Raw genomic sequence first — 17,880 nt, 5'->3', positions numbered from 1 at the left:
GCAGGCATGAGAGCCGATCTGGACATTATCCAAGACTGGATTCCCGCAGGCAGCCGCGTGCTTGACCTTGGTTGCGGCAACGGCGAGTTACTGGCCTGGCTGCGCGACAATAAGCAGGTCTTTGGCTACGGCCTGGAAATCGACCCCGACAACATTGCCGAATGCGTGGACAAGGGCGTCAATGTTATCGAGCAAGACCTCGACAAAGGCCTGGGCAACTTTGCCGATGGCAGCTTTGACGTGGTGGTCATGACTCAAGCGCTACAGGCCGTGCATTTCCCGGATCGAATACTCAAGGAAATGCTCCGCGTCGGCAAAACCTGCGTCATTACCTTTCCTAACTTTGGCCACTGGCGCTGCCGCTGGTACCTGGCCACCAAAGGCAGGATGCCGGTTTCCGACTTTTTGCCCTACACCTGGTACAACACGCCGAACATTCACTTCTGCACCTTTGAAGACTTCGAGCGCCTGTGCCTGGAACAGCAAGCGACCATTCTTGAGCGCCTGGCGGTTGATCGCGACCACCGGCACGGTTGGGCCAGTAAAATCTTGCCTAATCTGTTAGGTGAGATAGGCATCTATCGGGTCAGTGGTCATAGCGCCATGAACCGCACCAGCTGACTATTTGAAGGAGATTTCTTATGCGTCGCCTCATCGTATTACTCATGGCCCTGTGCCTGAGCCTGCCAGCCTTTGCTGAGCGCAAGAAAACCTATGGTGACCTGGACATTCTCTACAACGCCTTCAACTCCGGTTTCTTGAAGCCGGATATCGCCGCCGCCAACGGCCTGGTCCGCAGCAAAACCCAAGGTGTGGTCAACATTGCCGTGCTTAAAGCCGGCAAGGCCAGCGCCGCCAACGTAACCGGCTCGGTAAAGGACCTGCTGGGCAAGAACTACGCGCTGAGCTTCAAAAAGGTCAGCGAACCGGGCGCCATTTATTACCTGGCGCAGTTCCCTTTCGAACAGCGTGAAGTCTTGCGTTTCACCATTAATGTCACCGCAGGCGATGGCAAGGCGCACAGCTTCGATTTCAACCAGGAATTTTTCCCAGACGAATGATCCAGCTCAGTGAACTTGTACTGGCCAGCCATAACGCTGGCAAACTCAAAGAACTCCAGGCCATGCTTGGCGACGCTGTTCGTGTACGCTCTGTGGGTGAATTCAACGCCGTAGAGCCCGAAGAAACCGGCCTGTCCTTCGTCGAGAACGCCATTCTCAAGGCCCGTAATGCCGCGCGCGTATCGGGCTTGCCGGCGCTCGCCGATGACTCTGGCCTCGCCGTTGACTACCTCGGCGGCGCCCCCGGCATTTACTCGGCACGCTATGCCGACGGCCAGGGTGATGCCGCCAACAATGCCAAGTTGCTTGAGGCACTCAAGGATGTCGCTCCCGAACAACGCGGCGCCCAGTTCGTCTGTTGCCTGGCCCTGGTCCGCCACGCCGACGACCCGCTGCCGATCATCTGCGAAGGGCTGTGGCACGGGCGTATCCTGCCAGCGGCGCAAGGTGCCCATGGCTTCGGTTATGACCCCTTGTTCTGGGTGCCAGAGCGCGACTGTTCAAGCGCCGAGCTCACCCCTGCCGAGAAGAACCAACTCAGCCACCGTGCACGCGCCATGGCGCTGTTCAAGCAACGGCTGGGTCTATGACAACAGCGCCAAACGCTGGCCAGACCATCGCCAGCGACCGCAGCCATCATCGGGTTGAAGGCTTTGTATTGCCGCCACTGGCGCTGTATATCCACATTCCCTGGTGCGTTAAAAAGTGCCCCTATTGCGACTTCAACTCCCATGCAGCGGCGCCGAACCTGCCGGAGGAGGAGTACGTTGACGCCTTGCTGGCTGATCTCGACACCGACTTGCCTGCTGTGTACGGGCGAGAACTGACATCGATTTTCTTTGGCGGCGGCACACCGAGCCTGTTTTCAGCCAAGGCCCTCGGGCGTCTGCTGGAAGGCGTTGAACAGCGCATCAAGTTTGTCGACGGCATTGAGATCACCCTCGAAGCCAACCCCGGCACCTTTGAACAGGCCAAGTTCTCGGCCTACCGCAAGCTGGGGATCAACCGGCTATCGATCGGCGTGCAAAGTTTCCAGTCTGCCAAACTGCAAGCACTCGGCCGAATTCACGATGGCGATGAAGCCGTGCGCGCCGCCGATATGGCCCGAGCAGCCGGTTTCGACAACTTCAACCTCGACCTGATGCATGGCTTGCCGGATCAATCCATTGACGATGCCCTGGCTGACCTGCGCATCGCCATTGCCCAACAACCCACGCACCTATCCTGGTATCAGCTGACACTTGAGCCCAATACGGTGTTCTGGAACCAACCGCCAACCCTGCCCGAGGACGATACGCTCTGGGATATTCAGGAAGCGGGCCAGGCACTGCTTGCCGAGCACGGCTATGCACAATATGAAGTCTCAGCCTATGCCCAGCCTGGCAAGGCGGCGCGGCATAACCTGAATTACTGGAGCTTCGGCGATTTCATCGGAATTGGTGCGGGCGCTCACGGCAAGCTCAGCAGCCCCGATGGCATTATCCGGCGCACCTGGAAAACCCGCCTGCCCAAGGACTACCTCGCCCCAAACAAGCGCTTTAGTGCAGGCGAGCGCGTTCTCGTGCAGGATGAGTTGCCGTTCGAGTTTTTGATGAATGTATTGCGCCTTACCGAAGGTGTGGCCAGCGAGCTGTTCAGCCAGCGCACCGGCCTGCCGCTCAGCCTGCTAAGCGAGGCACGCAAAGAAGCGCAACAACGCGGCTTGCTGCAAGACAACCCTGATCGCCTGACTGCGACAGCAGAGGGCCAGTTGTTTCTAAATGACTTACTGCAACAGTTTTTGCCTTGATAGGCAGTTGATGAGCCTTTTGCTCTAAGGACACCGCATGGATCTGCTACTTGACCTAACCGCCACACTGTCACGCTGGAGTCGCAGCCACCTGTACGACATCTCGCTGGCGATCATGGCGACCTTGTTCGTACTCTTCGGCCCAGCCATCAATGCCTGGGTTCAGCGCAGCATTGGCGGCCTGAACTTTGTGTTCCGCACCATCATTTTCGTCATCGTCTGCGCCGTGGTGTATGGCTTGGCCATCGTATTTCTGACGCCTTACCTGAGCGCGGGCCTTGGCCAGTTCAACAACTACACACTGGCGCCAGTGCTGTTGCTGGTGTTCTTTTTGATCGGCGTGCTGGCTGACCGCAGCTAGCTGCAATGGTGGATGGAAAAACGCCATCCACCCTCCCCATGCGTTTAAAGGCGCTGCCAGCCTTCAAATACATAGGGCGGGGTTGTCTCGGTGGCAGGATGCGCCTCCCTTTAGACCACTTGCCATGCGGCGGCATCAAATTCAGGAAACCAGGCATCGCCGTCCGGGCTCAGATTGATCCGCGTCAGGTACATGCGCTGTGCCTGCTCAAGCCCCTGGGCATAGAGTTGCGCGCCGCCAATCAGCATCAACTCATCCACGCCCTGTTCGCGGGCCCAGGCATCGGCACGGGCCACCGCCGCCTCCAGCGAAGCAAAGACTTCGGCACCCTGAAGTTGCAAACCGCTTTGGCGGCTGACCACCAGGTTCAGGCGTCCCGGCAAGGGTCGGCCAAGCGAGTCCCAGGTTTTGCGTCCCATGATGATCGGCTTTCCCAGCGTCAGCGCTTTGAAGTGCTTCAGGTCAGCAGGCAAGTGCCAAGGCATTTGGTTATCGAGGCCAATCACGCGGTTATCCGCGAGCGCCGCAATCAGACAAAGAGGAAGAGTATTTTTCATGCGGGCGAGCATAGCAAAGCTTGGGCCCAGGGTGCGACAACGCGCGGCGCGTCTATAATCCAGACGGCTGTAAACAAAGGGTCACCAAGCCTGTTTCAGACTATCCTTCTAGCCTGCAACCCGTACAAGGACGACGCGCATGCCTGCACCCAACACTCTTCTCGCCGCCCACTCTCGCCTGGGCGCTTTAGCCTGCCTGCTTTGCTTGCCCTTTATGGCGGGCGCAGCGCCTGAGTCGCCCAGCCAAGAGCACACTGCCAAAGCGCAACCTTATCCGCTGGTCATCGGCCACCGCGGCGCCAGCGGCTATGTGCCCGAACACACGCTCGGCGCTTATGCATTGGCGGTCACCCTTGGCGCTGACTATATCGAGCCCGACCTGGTAATGACCAAGGACGGGCAACTGGTGGCGCGGCATGACAATGAACTGGGCTTGACCACCGATGTGGCGGATCACCCGGAATTTGCCGAACGCAAACGCAATAAAACAGTTGATGGCATCGCGCTAAATGGCTGGTTTAGTGAAGACTTTACCCTGGCTGAACTCAAGACCCTGCGCGCCATTGAGCGAATCCCCCACGTGCGTCCCGGCAATGCCCGCTTGAACGGCAGCCTGCAGATCCCGACGCTGCAGGAAATCATCGACCTGAGCAAAGACCTGCAACGCAGCCAGCAACGGCAGATTGGCCTGTATATCGAAACCAAGCACCCAAGCCACTTTCAGCAACAAGGCTTGAGCATGGAGAAACCCTTGCTGAAAATCCTCAGGGAAAACGGCTTGGATAGCGCCGAGGCACCGGTTTATATCCAGTCGTTCGAGGTCAATAATCTTAAACAGCTCAGTCGTGACAGCGATATTCGCTTGATTCAGCTATACGGCGAAGGCCAGCCCTTTGACCAGGTCAGCAGCGGCGGCAGCCTGACCTACGCGCAGATGGCAACGCCGCAGGGCTTTAAACAAGTTGCCGAATACGCAGTCGGCGTCGGTCCACACAAAAGCGCAATCATCCCGCTCGACAGCAAGGGCATGCTCGACCCAGCCAACGCCACCCGTTTTGTAGCCGATGCCCACGCCGCGAAATTGAAAGTTCATCCCTACACCTTTCGCGCTGAAAACAGCTTTCTGCCAGTGAACCTGCGCAAGGGTGATGACCCGCAAGCCCGGGGAGATATCGAGCAGGAAATAGATATATTCCTCGACACCGGTATCGACGGCCTGTTCATGGACCAGCCAGACATTGGCATCAAACTGCGCAAATAAACCTATGGAATAGTTCAAACAGCATTCAGCGGTTATGCTCAGCATTCACTCCTGAAGCGAGAAACCGCGTGACAGCTGCCCCCAATACGCTGAGCAAACTGCAAAAGCTCTGGCTCACCGAGACCATCCGCTTGCGCGAGGAGCACACCGGGCCGCTCGAAGACAGCGAAGCCAACCGCCGGGTGCAAATCAGCGGCGGTGACTTTGCCGAGCGCCTGCAACACCGTGCTTTATTGCTGGCCGAACGTGACGGCCAGCTACAAGCCTTGAGCCATTGGTACCAAGGCTCACGCCTGGCGGTCCTGGCCATGCTGGTATTGGCGGTGTTCAGCGGCATAGGTTTGAGCGTGGCAGCGCTCGGCGATGGCTTGCGCCCGGTCAACGTGTTCTGGGCGCTCGGCAGCATGCTTGGGCTTAACCTGCTGATGCTACTCGGCTGGCTGCTCGGACTTTTGCTTGCGGGCAATAGCGCCGGCGCACTGGGCCGCTTGTGGTTGTGGCTCAGCGAGAAACTGGCGCGCGATGCACAGGTGGCGCAACTGGCACCGGCCTTGCTCATTCTGCTGCAACGCCAACGACTCAGCCGCTGGGTGCTGGGCATCATGAGCAACGGATTCTGGCTGGTCGCGCTGATCAGCACGTTGTTGAGCATGTTGCTGCTGCTGGCCACACGACGCTATGGCTTTGTCTGGGAAAGCACCATTCTCGGCGGTGACACCTTTACCGCGCTGACACAAGGCATCGGCGCCCTGCCCGCGCTGTTTGGCTTCAGCTTGCCGGATGCCGAACTGATCCGCCTCAGCGGCGACAGTGCCATGCTCAGCGAAGCCGCCCGGCAAAGCTGGGCCGGCTGGCTGGTCGGCGTGCTGCTGATTTACGGCATCATTCCGCGCCTGCTGCTGACGCTTGCCTGCTGGCTACTCTGGCGCAAAGGCCGCGCCGACCTGAAACTCGACACCAACCTGCCCGGCTACAGCCTGCTGCGCGAACGGTTGCAACCAAGCAGCGAGCGCCTTGGGATAAATGACAGTGCGCCGGACGCCTTGTATCAGCCCGCGGCAGGTAACAGCATCAACACCAGCGAAGAAGCGGTGTTGATGGCCATCGAACTGGATACCCAGCGCCAATGGCCACCAACCAAGCTGCCCAAAAGCGTACGCGATGCCGGGGTGATCGACAGCCGCGAACAGCGCCAGCGCCTGCTCGATCAGCTGACGCGCTTCCCCCCGGCCCGCCTGGCGATTGCCTGCGACCCGCGCCGCTCGCCCGACCGGGGCGCCTTGAGCCTGCTCGGCGAACTAAGCCGCTGCGCGGGTGCCACACGCATCTGGCTATTACAGCCGCCAACAGGCGAGCCGCTTGACAGCAATCGCCTAAGCGACTGGCACAGGGCGCTAGACACCCTGCAACTGCAACACAGTGATTCAGCGCCGCTAAGCTGGCTGGAGAGCGGTCATGACTAAAAACAAGCCGCTGCGACTGGCCATCGTCGGTCACACCAATGTCGGCAAGACTTCACTGCTGCGCACCCTGACCCGTGACGTCGGCTTTGGCGAGGTATCACACCGCCACAGCACTACCCGCCATGTTGAGGGCGCACGCCTGTCCGTTGAAGGTGAGGCGTTGCTGGAGCTTTACGACACACCAGGGCTGGAAGACGCAATCGCCCTGCTCGACTACCTGGAACGTCTTGATCATCCCGGCGAGCGGCTCGATGGCCCGGCACGCCTGGAGCGTTTTCTGCAAAGTAGCGAAGCCCACCAGCGCTTCGAGCAGGAAGCCAAGGTACTGCGCCAGCTTCAAGCCTCCGATGCCGGTCTGTATGTGATTGATGCACGCGAGCCCGTCCTGGCCAAATACCGCGACGAACTCCAGGTGTTGAGCATGTGCGGACGCCCCTTGCTGCCGGTATTGAATTTTGTCGCCAGCACCAGCCATCGCGAACAGGAATGGCGAGAAGCACTAGCCCGCCTTGGTTTACACGCACTGGTGCGCTTCGACAGCGTGGCACCGCCCGTTGATGGAGAACGGCGCCTCTATGAAAGCCTGGGCCTGTTACTGGAAAAAGCGGCCCCTCAATTACAACGCCTGGTCGAGGATCATCAGGCCCAACGCGAAGCCCGAATACAGGCCGGCTTGCAGTTGATTGCCGACTTGCTGATTGATTGCGCGGCCTACCGGCGCAGCGTTGCGGCTGAACCGGCGCTTGAACAAGCGGCGATCCAGGCCCTGCGCGAAAGTATTTGCAAACGCGAACAGCGCTGTGTCGAAGACCTGCTCAAGCTCTATGCCTTCCGCAAAGATGACGCCAAGGCTGAAGACCTCCCTCTGCTTGACGGTCGCTGGGGCGATGACCTGTTCAACCCGCAAACCCTCAAGCAGTTGGGGATCAAGGTTGGTGGCGGCATGGCGGCAGGCGCGGCAACCGGTGCTGGGGTCGACCTGCTGGTTGGCGGCGTCACCCTGGGCGCGGCGGCGGCACTAGGCGCATTGATTGGCGGTGGGGCACAAACCTTGCGCGGTTATGGCCGACGCCTCAAGGGTAAGCTCAAAGGCGAGCGAGAACTCACAGTTGATGATGCCGTGCTGCGTCTTCTGGCCCTGCGCCAGCAACTGCTGCTGGGCGCCCTGGATGAACGCGGCCATGCGGCAATGAATGCAATCAAGCTCGCCGCGCCCCAGGACAGCACCTGGCGCCAGGGCAAACTACCCGAAGCCCTGCGCGACGCCCGCGCCTACCCGCAGTGGTCGAGCATTGATAATCGCAGTTGGCGCAACAACAGCGAACGCCGCGAGCGAGTCGAAGCACTGACCCAAGAGCTGCTTGACCAACGGATCAGCAGGGGCTGAAACAGGCAGCAGGCTACCCCAAATCGGCCCACAGCCTGTCTTGGGCGATTGGTGCGGCCCTGATCAATCGCCCAAAGCTGCCCAAGGATGTTTAACGCTCAGGCCCGCGAGGAGGTCAGGAACTAGTGATCCAGGTAAACATCCTTGAGGCGCTGCCACTCGTCACTGTTGGTGATGCGCAGGATTTCCTGGCTGATCGGCTCGCGGAACGGGCTGCCACTGGCGACGGCAAAGGCATATGACTGATTGTCAAAGGTGCCCGGCAGGTTGTCAAAACCACCGCCGTCCAACTCTGCATTGCGATACTGCAGGATCGGAAGGTCTTAGACAACCGCGTCAGTCTCACCCTCTTGCACCGAGCGCATTGCACTCAGCACATCCGGGTAGACGGTGTTGCGAATTCGTTGATTGGTCAGGTACTTCTCACCGACTGTGCCGCCGATTGTCGCTACATGCGCACGACGGAGGTCTTCAGAGCCCTTGATGCCACTTTGCAGATTACCGACGGTCAGCGCACTGGTGACCGCAGCAGTAAAGGTCGACACCATGATCAAGGCACTGAACATCCAGATGATGGCGATAACGCGTCCGCCAAGCGTCACCGGTGCTTTGTCGCCATAGCCAACCGTGGTCATGGTTACTGCTGCCCACCAGAAGCTATTGCCCAACCCTTGTGTTGTCTTGGCACCAAACTGGTCAGTGTTACGCCTACGCTCGAATATCCAGAGCAACGCACCGACCAGCAAAAACAAGCCAGCCAGGCCCAGCACCACGCTAGCAAACTGCCAGGACAGCAAGCCCTTGAGTGTTGCCCAGCCACTTTTGTCACCGCCGTGGGGCACCGCAATGGCCAACCCCGTTTGATAGATAGGGTGGGTAAAGTCAAGCTTGCTTTCGCGCTCGGCGGTCATGGTCAAGGCGCCAATAACCACATCGAGTTTACCTGCCTCAAGGCTTGGCAACAGCTCGCCAAACTGCATGGGCTCATATTCGAATCTATAGCCCAATGCCTCGGCCACATCATTCCAGAGATCGACACTTATCCCGTGCCACTCTCCATTGTCATCATGAATGACAAAGGGTGGAACCTCGCTTAGCCCCACGCGCAGAGTAGTTTTTCCAGGCTCATCCGCGACAGCTGAAAAGCTGTACAGACACAAAATAAACACTGCAACAATCCTATGCACCTCAACGCTCCATGCTTGGCAACAAAGGCAATAGGGTAACAAACTTTGGCCGCTACCCTGGCTTTGAGGCGCAATGGATCGTTTCACAGGCTTGGCTAGCATAGCCTGCAACCGCTCTGGCCCAGGCCATGACGAGCAACTACCCTTATGCGGCCTGAGTACCTGGCCAAGCACTTTCACCAAGCATTGCGGCAATGGTGCGCTCACCCAAACCCAACCCGACACTCATGCCTAGCCCGGTGTGCATCAGCACAGCCTGCACCCCTTCATCCACGCGAAGCACACTGAATGGTCCAGGCCCACGCGCGCCATAAACTCCTTGCCAACGCTCGATCACATCAATTGGCGCCCCCAAGGTATGCTCGGCCAGGCTGATCATTATTTGATCAACCGCTTCACTATTGAAGGGTTCGATGTCGCTGCCATAGACATGTGAATCACCAATGATCAGCTCGCCGTAGGGTGTCGGGCTGATCAGCAGGTGAATGCCATTGGCTTCCAGCTCCGGCTGCTGTTGGGAAATTTGCGCACGAATAGCATCCGCCTCAGGCAAGTCGGAAAATGCACCGTAATGCACACAGCTCAACCCGGTGAGTAATGCATGCTGCAACTGCAACGGTTGCTTCAAGCGCGCCCGCAACATCTGCAGGCCACACACCTGCGGCTTCAATTCACTGATTTGCTCAGCCAGCAGGGTTTGGAAATCGTGGCCTGAACAAACCACCACTCGCGGACTAGGGAAGACACCGCTGGTAGTTTTGACCATGCCAGGCTGAATATCCTGCACCAGGGTCGAAAAGTGAAACTCTACGGCATAGCGTTGTTGCAAGTGCTTAGCCAACTGCGGCATGGCTTCACGCGAATAGATCTGCTGGTCATCAAGACCATGCAAGGCTGCGCGATGATGTGCAAAGCGCCCGCCATATAAATCGCCCAGGGCCGAGCCACGCAGCAGTTCGACCTTGTACTCGTATTCGCGTGCACGGCCAGCGCAAAACGCTTCCAGCAGCGTTTCTTCGGCTTCGGTACGGGCAAAAAGCAACGAGCCTTGCTGCTTGATTGACAAGCCAGCTTCAGCCGCAAGACCGGCCCATAGGCCGCGACTCAAGCGGGCCAGATCGAGCATCGGCCCGGGGGCTTGGCCAGTCACCAGCGCTTGCCCGAAGTTACGCACTGAAGCGCCCAACGGCGTATGGCTACGCTCGAATACCTTGACCTTGAGGCCGCGTTTAGCTGCTGCATAGGCATGGGCCAGGCCCAGAATACCGGCGCCGACAACCAGCAGGTCGCAATCTTGCTGACTCATAAAAATCCTCAAACGCAGTGTTTAATTCACCCTGACTGGAAGAGCACGCCTTGCGGTCGCACCCGTCCAGCAGCGCTTTTACCCAATCAACCGCTCCACAAATCGAGCACCAGGCAGCGGCGATCTGGCTAGGCGCGCGGGCGCAGGCCACGGCCTGCCCCTGTCGCGCAACACCGCAAGAGCGTCGCTGCCGGCTGCATCACTGGGCAACAGGCTCTGATTTGCCGTCATAACGCTTGCGCCATTCTGCGAGGATCTTGTCGCGGTTCTCCGCAGCCCAGGCAAAGTCGTTCTTGATCAGGCGCTGCTCATAATCGGCAGGCAATTCCTGGAAGCGCTCAGCAATACCGGGCTGGGCAAGCACCGCGAAATTACTCTTGTACAGTTGCATGGCGTCGCTGCTGGCAGAAAAGTCAGCCAGCTTCTTGGCCGCTTCCAAGTGAGCGGTGCCTTTGATAATGCCGGTCGCCTCGATATCCCAGCCCAGGCCTTCCTTGGGCAGGACGATATCCAGCGGCGCCCCTTTGCGTTGCAATTGAACCGCCGGGTATTCGAACGAGATACCGATCGGGAACTCCCCAGCCGCCGCCAACTTGCAAGGCTTGGAACCGGAGTGGGTGTACTGGCCGATGTTTTGATGCAGGCGATCCATGTAGGCCCAGCCTTGTGGCTCACCAAAGGTCTGCAACCAGGAGCTGACATCCAGATAACCGGTACCGGATGAGGCCGGGTTGGGCATCACAATCTTGTCTTTGTAGATCGGCTTTGTCAGGTCTTCCCAGCTAACCGGTTTCGGTAGGTTCTGTTTTTCAGCCTCGACTGTATTGAAGCAAATTGTCGCGGCCCAGACGTCCATTCCGACCCAGGCTGGAGGGTTGGCCGCATCCCGGTAATTGGCGCTGATCTTGTCGAGCTGCGCGGGCGCATAGGCCTCCAGCATTTGCTGTTTGTCGAGTACAGCCAGGCTAGACGCCGCCAGCCCCCAGACAGCATCAGCCTGCGGCCGGGCTTTTTCTGCCAGCAGCTTGGCGGTGATGATGCCCGTCGAGTCACGCACCCATTTGATTTCAATGTCCGGGTTTTGCTTTTCGAACGCCTCTTTGTAGGCCTTGAGTTGTTCCACTTCGAGCGCGGTGTACACAGTCAACTCGGTCGCGGCAGTGGCGTGCAGGCTGAAACCGGCAATCAAGGCGGTCGCTAGAGCAGTACGTTTGAACATGTGAAGCTCCATTATCGAGGTTTTATGGGTTGGCAGAATCAGTTTTCATGACAGTCAGGCTGCACCGGCTAGCCTTAAAGCCGCACCAGCGGGGAGTGGCTTTGCATTGCGATCATCGGCCTTGCGCCAGGCTTGCGAACGCATCAGAACCCCCGGCGAGACAGTGGCCAAAAGCACCGACACGCCAGCCGAGGTCAGTAAAACCAGGGTCGACATCGCAGCCGCGCCGCCAACATTGCCTGCGTCATCCATGTTCAACACTGCAACGGCGGCGAGCATGCTGTCGGGGCTATACAGAAAGATTGCGGCTGACACAGTGGTCATCGCCGAGACGAACAAGTAGCGAATGATGTCGAGCAGGGCAGGCAGGCAAATCGGCAGGGTTACGCGCAGGTAATGCTTGGCCAGAGGCATTTTCAGCGACAGCGCAGCGGCTTCAAACTCACCGTCCAGTTGACGCAGTGCCGTGCTGGCGGTCATCTGCGCAGTGGTCAAGAAGTGCGCAATGGTGCACACCACGAGCAAGGTCAGGGTGCCGTACAAGCCAATGAGCGGGTTACTCGGCAGGTTGAAGAAAAATACGTAACCCAGGCAAAGTACCAACCCTGGCACCGCCATCGGAATAAAGCTGAGCATGCGCAGGATTTGCGTCAATGTGTTTTGCCGGGTTTTCTCCATCAGGTAGGCGCCAGTAAAAATCAGCAAGCTGCCAAATACCGCGCTACAGGTGGCAAGGATAAAGCTATTGCTGTACCCCGACCAACCGCCGGGCAGATCGGAAAAACTGTAGTGATCCAGCACCAGTGACAGGTTGTATGGCCAGAACTTGACCAGCGAGGAGAAAATCGCCATGCCAAATACCAGCAACAGCGCGGCGCACACCAGAATAACGATGCCCAGGAAAACGCTATCGCGCAGACGCGAGGGTTGCGGGTGATAGACCTGGGCGCGCCCGCTCATGCTGTCTCGCGAACGCCGGCGCAGCCACATGTCGACGCCAAAACTAAGCAGCGCCGGGATAAACAGGACCATGCCAATAAATGCACCACGGCCGAACTGTTGCTGGCCGACCACCGCTTTGTAGGCTTCAAGCGCCAGCACCTGGTAATCGCCACCCACCACCACTGGCACGCCAAAATCGGTAATGGTCAGGGTGAACACCAGGCAGAACGCTGCAAACACACCCTGGCGGCTGCCCGGCCAGGTGATGCTGCGAAATGCTCGCCATGGTGATGCCCCCATGCTCGATGCCGCATCAAACAGTCGGGCATCTGCCAGGGAAAGGGCCGAGATCAGGATCATCAATGCATGGGGGAAGGTATAAATCACCTCGCCCAACACTATTCCCCAGAAACCGTAGATGTTGTCGGCGAACAGCCCACGCAAGATGCCCTGGTTGCCAAACAGGTAGATCAAGGCAATGCCTGGCAGCATAGAAGGTGCCATCAGTGGCAGCAATGAAATCGCCCGCCACACGCCCTTGCCCGCTATCAGCGTGCGTTGCAGCGCATAGGCAAACAGATATGCCAGCGGTACCACGATCAGCGCCACAGTGGTCGACACGCTCAAGCTATTGAAGAGCAACCAGCGGAAGTTGGCGCTAGAAAACAGCTCATAGGCAGCGCCAAGGCCTCCCCCGTCACCACCGAAGCCGCGCCAGAGCATGGCCAGCAGGGGCAACAACACGGCAACGACCAGCAGCACCAGTAGCAAGCCTTTACCGCCCTCAATAAACAGGCGGTCAGCCCAGCCTGCATGGTTTTTGCCGACAACATGATTGCGCTGTGCAGGTGCTTGCAGATTGATATGCGGTTGCGCCGTCATGTTAAGCAAACACCTGCAGGCTGCTTGAAGGCAGCGCGACCCGAATATCCTGGCTCGCAAGGCGCGGCATGGCCTCCGGGGACAACTCGGCCTGCAGGGTCAGCCCCGGCAAATCCGTCAGCTCGAAATTCATTCGGCAACGGTTGCCCAGGAAGGTGACATCACGCATCTGTGCATGAAACTGATTGTCGATCCCTTCATGCGGGTTGATCACCACCGCTTCAGGGCGACAGAACAAACGCCCTTGTTGCAGCGCCTTAGCCTGTGGCAACTGCACCTGCAGCCCACCAACCCGGGCGCTGCCATCTTGACCGCAGGCAAATGGCAACCAGTTGCCCTGCCCCACGAACTCAGCAACAAAAGGTGTCGCGGGCTGGTTATAGATCTGTTGCGGCGTAGCGTATTGCTCGACATGCCCCTGGTTCATCACCGCGATTCGGTCGGCCATCAGCATCGCTTCATCTTGATTGTGGGTCACCATCAAGGTGGTCACGCCAAGGTTTTTCTGTAACTGACGCAGCTCGCCACACAGATGTTCACGCACCCGCGCATCCAGCGCCGACATGGGTTCGTCGAGCAACAATAGCGAAGGCTTGGGAGCCAGCGCGCGAGCCAGGGCAACGCGCTGTTGCTGGCCGCCGGAGAGCTGGCCCGGATACTTTTTCTCGCTGCCGAGCAGGCCAACCAGTTCAAGCATCTCGCTGACCCGTGCACGCACGACTTCACGGCTGTCGCCGCTTAAGCCGTAGGCGATGTTCTGCGCCACGCTGAGGTTGGGAAAGAGTGCGTAAGACTGGAACAGGATGCCGTAGTCGCGGGCTTGTGGCGGCAAGTTGGAGACGTCACGCGAGCCAATGACGATACTGCCGCGATCCTGCTTCTCCAGCCCGGCAATGCAGCGCAACAAGGTGGTTTTGCCGCAACCCGATGGTCCAAGCAGACACACCAGCTCCCCGGCCTCGACATCCAGAGAAACACCATCAAGCGCCTGGAAAGCGCCGAAACCCTTGTGGATACCGCGAACCTGCATATTGTGTTGAGTCATGTGCCACCTCACTGAGCAAATTGCTCGAATGAGGTTGATGCTAAACAAGCTATGCGAAGGCTTTATGGCAGTTAGGCAAAAGCTGCCAATAGTGGCATCGGTATATTTGGGAATGACTTGCCGTTTTCAGGATGCTGGCTGCTCAATCGCCAACAGTGGAGTGGGCCAGTGTCAGGAAAGCGGCGAGCAAGCGCGCCTGACGGCGCTCCTTGAGGCAATACAGATGCTCGCTGATCATGGGTGCCTGCTCCAGCTCGACCACCCGCAGATCAGGATGATCAGGCACTTCCTGGCGAGCAATCACACTGACACCGATATTGCGTACAACCGCTTCGCGAATCGACTCCCGATCACCAATTTCAAGCAACCTGGCAGCGCTGACATTGGCCCGCGCGAGCATTTCTTCAGTCAACACACGTGTGGTTGAACCCTGCTCGCGCATCAACAGGCAATTACTGGCCAAGGCATTCACGCTCACCCTCTGTTGTGCAGCCAGCGGGTGTTCGCGGTGCACCGCCAATACCAGCGGGTCCTGGCCAAGGGTCAGATGCGTCAGGCGAGCATCGGTGTTGAGCTGCGAAGACGCGGCCAGATCGACACGATAATCCTCCAGCGCCTCGATAACCTGCTGGGAATTGCCGATTTCCAGGCTGACTTCGACCTGCGGGTATTGCTGATGAAAGCGCTTGATCAGGTCGAGCATGTAATAGGGTGCGGTGGCGGCAAGGCGCAGTTTGCCTTGCGCCTGCCCGCAATTACGCAGGAAGAACTCGATATCGGCTTCCTCCTGCATCAGTTTCTTGACCCTTGGCAGCAGCTCTACACCTGCCTGCGTCAGGATCAAGCGCCGGCCGCCGCGATAGAACAACTCGACGTTGTACTGGCTTTCAAGGCTGCGGACTTGAGTGGTGATCGTTGGCTGGCTGAGGCCGAGCTTTTTCGCCGCCTGGGTAATGCTGCCCAGGCGGGCGACCATGTAGAAGGCCTTTAGCTCGGCGCTGTGCATCAGACCGCTACAGGCGCTTTGATATGGGGATGGGCTTCGTAACCCACCAGTTCGAAGTCTTCAAACTTGAAGGCGAACAAGTCGGTCACCTCAGGATTGAGCTTCATCTGCGGCAATGGCAGCGGCTCACGGCTAAGTTGCAGGTCAGCCTGTTCGATATGGTTGGCATACAAGTGGCAATCACCGCCGGTCCAGATGAACTCGCCGGGCTGCAAGCCACAGACCTGCGCCACCATCAAGGTCAGCAGCGCATAGCTGGCAATATTGAATGGCACGCCGAGGAAGATATCAGCCGAACGCTGGTACAACTGGCAGCTGAGCTTGCCGTCCGCGACGTAGAACTGGAACAGGGCATGGCAAGGCGGCAACGCCATCTGCTCGACCAGCGCCGGATTCCAGGCCGAAACGATCAGGCGGCGCGAATCCGGGTTGGTCTTGATCATCTCGATCAGCTTGCTGATCTGGTCAACCGATTCCCCGTTAGGCGCCGGCCAGTTACGCCACTGGTAGCCGTAGACCGGACCGAGATCGCCGTTTTCATCGGCCCACTCATCCCAGATGCGTACACCATTTTCCTTGAGATAACGGATATTGGTGTCGCCTTGCAAAAACCACAGCAGTTCGTGGATGATCGACTTGAGGTGGCACTTCTTGGTGGTCACCAGCGGGAAGCCTTCGGCCAGGTCGAAACGCATCTGATGGGCAAACAGGCTGTAGGTGCCCGTGCCGGTGCGATCACTTTTGAAGGTGCCGGTCTCGCGAACCAGACGCATCATGTCCAGATACTGTTTCATTGCACGGCTCCTTGGGCAGCTTGGCGACGGTAGGCGTATGCGATCAGCGCCATGCCGCCAATAATCATTGGCAGCGACAGAATCTGGCCCATGGTCAGCCAGCCCCAGGCCAAGTACCCCAACTGCGCATCCGGCACCCTGACAAACTCGACGATGAAGCGGAATATGCCGTAGCACATGGCGAACATCCCGGACACCGCCATGGTTGGCCGCGGTTTGCGTGAGTAGAACCACAGGATGGTGAACAGCGCCACGCCCTCAAGCGCGAATTGATACAACTGCGACGGGTGACGGGCAAGCTGCTGCGGGTCGGTCGGGAACACCATTGCCCAAGGCACGTCAGTGGCCTTGCCCCACAGTTCGGCGTTGATGAAGTTGCCGATACGCCCTGCACCCAGGCCAATCGGCACCAAGGGCGCAATAAAATCCATCAACTCGAAGAAGGTCTTGTTGTTGCGCTTGCCGAACCACCAGGCAGCCAGCATCACGCCGATAAAACCACCGTGGAACGACATGCCGCCCTTCCATACTTCAAGGATGAGCAGCGGGTTGGCAATATAAGCGGGCAAATCATAAAACAGCACGTAACCCAGGCGGCCACCCAGTATCACGCCCATGGCGCACCAGAACACCAGGTCTGAAAGTTTTTCCTTGTTCCAGGTCGGCGCAAAACGATGCAGGCGGCGCGAAGCCAACAGCCATGCACCGCCAATCCCGACCAGGTACATCAGGCCATACCAATGGATTTGCAGCGGCCCGAGGGAAATTGCAACCGGGTCGATCTGGGGGTAAGCCAGCATCAAAAAACTCCTAAGAAGGCGTTAAATCAGGAAATTCAAGCCCACGCAAAATAACAGCAGGGCAAATAAACGCTTGAGTACGACGGGTGATAAACGATGCGCCAAGCGCGCGCCCACCCGCGCAAAAAACATACTACTAACGGCAATACCGGCCAATGCAGGCAGGTAAACAAAGCCTGCGCTCCATTGTGGCAACTGCGCCTCGTTCCAGCCGATCCACATAAAGCTTATGGCACCCGCCAACGCAATGGGCAGGCCACAAGCCGATGAAGTTGCTACCGCCTGTTGCATGGGCACACTGCGCCACATCAAAAACGGCACGCTCAGCGAGCCACCGCCAATGCCGAAAATCGCCGACGCCCAGCCGATCACCACTCCCGCCACGGTTAATCCGGGCTTGCCTGGGACACCACGACTGGCCTTGGGTTTCAACCCAAGAATCATTTGCAGCGCAACGCTAATGGCAAACACCCCAATGATCTTCTGCAACAACGGCCCCTGGATCTTACTCGCAGTCAGCGCACCCAAGGCTGCGCCAAGCAATATACCCACAGCCATCCAGATAAACAGCGGCCAGCGCACGGCGCCCAGGCGATGGTGCTCGAGTACCGAGTTGATCGAGGTAAAGATGATGGTTGCCAGTGAGGTGCCCACCGCAAGGTGAGTCAAAACTTCCGGGGCAAAGCCATGGGCAGCAAAGCTGGCAACCAGCACCGGGACAATGATCAAGCCGCCACCGACACCAAACAGCCCGGCCATAACCCCTGCAGCAGCGCCAAGCACCAGATACAGCAGCAGCTCCATCACCACCCCCAAAAAT

General features: G+C 58.4%; 18 protein-coding genes and 1 pseudogene. 8 read left to right on the top strand and 11 right to left on the bottom strand.

The genetic code is table 11. The features are described 5' to 3' along the window. Nucleotides 1-6: 6 nt before the first annotated feature. Genes metW through PSES9_RS0107580 form a run of 5 tightly spaced genes read left to right on the top strand, consistent with a single transcriptional unit; the run spans nt 7 to nt 3,211 of the window. Entirely contained in the window at nt 7-621 is a 615-nt protein-coding gene (gene metW, locus PSES9_RS0107600; protein WP_010485643.1) for a methionine biosynthesis protein MetW, read from the top strand. 20 nt (nt 622-641) lie between these two features. Continuing rightward, on the top strand, nt 642-1,061 hold the full coding sequence (locus PSES9_RS0107595; protein WP_010485641.1) for a DUF4426 domain-containing protein: 420 nt from the start codon (nt 642-644) through the stop codon (nt 1,059-1,061). Then, nucleotides 1,058-1,651 (top strand): RdgB/HAM1 family non-canonical purine NTP pyrophosphatase, encoded by a 594-nt coding sequence (gene rdgB, locus PSES9_RS0107590; protein ID WP_010485639.1) that lies wholly within the window; start codon nt 1,058-1,060, stop codon nt 1,649-1,651. The genes PSES9_RS0107595 and rdgB overlap by 4 nt, the downstream gene beginning before the upstream one ends. Then, the gene (hemW, locus tag PSES9_RS0107585; RefSeq protein ID WP_010485637.1) at nt 1,648-2,850 is read left to right on the top strand and encodes a radical SAM family heme chaperone HemW; all 1,203 of its coding nucleotides are present in this window, start codon (nt 1,648-1,650) and stop codon (nt 2,848-2,850) included. The genes rdgB and hemW overlap by 4 nt, the downstream gene beginning before the upstream one ends. A 37-nt stretch (nt 2,851-2,887) precedes the next feature. Continuing rightward, on the top strand, nt 2,888-3,211 hold the full coding sequence (locus tag PSES9_RS0107580) for a DUF3392 domain-containing protein (protein WP_010485635.1): 324 nt from the start codon (nt 2,888-2,890) through the stop codon (nt 3,209-3,211). A gap of 44 nt (nt 3,212-3,255) precedes the next feature. Here the strand turns inward: PSES9_RS0107580 and PSES9_RS23120 are convergent. Then, a pseudogene (locus PSES9_RS23120) lies at nt 3,256-3,768 on the bottom strand (dihydrofolate reductase). Nucleotides 3,769-3,982: 214 nt separating this feature from the next. On the opposite strand from PSES9_RS23120, the gene PSES9_RS0107570 reads away from it, so the two are divergent. The 3 genes from PSES9_RS0107570 to PSES9_RS0107560 all read left to right on the top strand — a co-directional run bounded on the left by PSES9_RS0107570 (nt 3,983) and on the right by PSES9_RS0107560 (nt 7,879). Continuing rightward, nucleotides 3,983-5,029, top strand: a complete 1,047-nt coding sequence (locus PSES9_RS0107570) for a glycerophosphodiester phosphodiesterase (protein ID WP_238530378.1) — start codon at nt 3,983-3,985, stop codon at nt 5,027-5,029. A 68-nt stretch (nt 5,030-5,097) separates the two neighbouring features. Continuing rightward, nucleotides 5,098-6,492 (top strand): DUF2868 domain-containing protein, encoded by a 1,395-nt coding sequence (locus PSES9_RS0107565; protein WP_010485630.1) that lies wholly within the window; start codon nt 5,098-5,100, stop codon nt 6,490-6,492. Continuing rightward, nucleotides 6,485-7,879: a DUF3482 domain-containing protein gene (locus PSES9_RS0107560; RefSeq protein WP_010485628.1), complete on the top strand. Its 1,395-nt coding sequence runs from the start codon at nt 6,485-6,487 to the stop codon at nt 7,877-7,879. Before PSES9_RS0107565 ends, PSES9_RS0107560 begins: the two co-directional genes overlap by 8 nt. Nucleotides 7,880-8,001: 122 nt before the next feature. Here the strand turns inward: PSES9_RS0107560 and PSES9_RS25000 are convergent, their stop codons facing one another. The 10 genes from PSES9_RS25000 to PSES9_RS0107515 all read right to left on the bottom strand — a co-directional run bounded on the left by PSES9_RS25000 (nt 8,002) and on the right by PSES9_RS0107515 (nt 17,864). Beyond that, on the bottom strand, nt 8,002-8,169 hold the full coding sequence (locus PSES9_RS25000; RefSeq protein WP_010485626.1) for a hypothetical protein: 168 nt from the start codon (nt 8,167-8,169) through the stop codon (nt 8,002-8,004). Nucleotides 8,170-8,202: 33 nt separating this feature from the next. Then, the gene (locus tag PSES9_RS23115) at nt 8,203-9,048 is read right to left on the bottom strand and encodes a transporter substrate-binding domain-containing protein (RefSeq protein WP_010485624.1); all 846 of its coding nucleotides are present in this window, start codon (nt 9,046-9,048) and stop codon (nt 8,203-8,205) included. A 163-nt stretch (nt 9,049-9,211) separates the two neighbouring features. Continuing rightward, on the bottom strand, nt 9,212-10,372 hold the full coding sequence (locus tag PSES9_RS0107550) for a TIGR03364 family FAD-dependent oxidoreductase (RefSeq protein ID WP_010485622.1): 1,161 nt from the start codon (nt 10,370-10,372) through the stop codon (nt 9,212-9,214). Between the two features lie 199 nt (nt 10,373-10,571). Then, nucleotides 10,572-11,591: a putative 2-aminoethylphosphonate ABC transporter substrate-binding protein gene (locus PSES9_RS0107545; protein WP_010485621.1), complete on the bottom strand. Its 1,020-nt coding sequence runs from the start codon at nt 11,589-11,591 to the stop codon at nt 10,572-10,574. A gap of 54 nt (nt 11,592-11,645) precedes the next feature. Beyond that, on the bottom strand, nt 11,646-13,415 hold the full coding sequence (locus PSES9_RS0107540; protein WP_010485619.1) for a putative 2-aminoethylphosphonate ABC transporter permease subunit: 1,770 nt from the start codon (nt 13,413-13,415) through the stop codon (nt 11,646-11,648). A 1-nt stretch (nt 13,416) separates the two neighbouring features. Then, nucleotides 13,417-14,460: a putative 2-aminoethylphosphonate ABC transporter ATP-binding protein gene (locus PSES9_RS0107535; RefSeq protein ID WP_029529428.1), complete on the bottom strand. Its 1,044-nt coding sequence runs from the start codon at nt 14,458-14,460 to the stop codon at nt 13,417-13,419. A 142-nt stretch (nt 14,461-14,602) separates the two neighbouring features. Continuing rightward, nucleotides 14,603-15,466 (bottom strand): LysR substrate-binding domain-containing protein, encoded by an 864-nt coding sequence (locus PSES9_RS0107530; protein WP_010485616.1) that lies wholly within the window; start codon nt 15,464-15,466, stop codon nt 14,603-14,605. Continuing rightward, nucleotides 15,466-16,260 carry a thymidylate synthase gene (locus tag PSES9_RS0107525; protein WP_010485614.1) on the bottom strand — a complete coding sequence of 265 codons (795 nt, stop codon included), beginning with the start codon at nt 16,258-16,260 and terminating at the stop codon, nt 15,466-15,468. The genes PSES9_RS0107530 and PSES9_RS0107525 overlap by 1 nt, the downstream gene beginning before the upstream one ends. Then, a complete protein-coding gene (lgt, locus tag PSES9_RS0107520) occupies nt 16,257-17,060 on the bottom strand; it encodes a prolipoprotein diacylglyceryl transferase (protein ID WP_010485613.1) in 804 nt (267 codons plus the stop codon). Before lgt ends, PSES9_RS0107525 begins: the two co-directional genes overlap by 4 nt. Nucleotides 17,061-17,081: 21 nt before the next feature. Further along, nucleotides 17,082-17,864: a sulfite exporter TauE/SafE family protein gene (locus tag PSES9_RS0107515; protein ID WP_010485611.1), complete on the bottom strand. Its 783-nt coding sequence runs from the start codon at nt 17,862-17,864 to the stop codon at nt 17,082-17,084. Nucleotides 17,865-17,880 lie beyond the last annotated feature (16 nt).

Origin of the sequence: Pseudomonas sp. S9, from assembly GCF_000222125.1 — a bacterium.
GTDB classification, from domain to species: Bacteria; Pseudomonadota; Gammaproteobacteria; order Pseudomonadales; family Pseudomonadaceae; genus Aquipseudomonas; species Aquipseudomonas segetis.
This window is presented reverse-complemented; position numbering and strand designations above follow the sequence as displayed.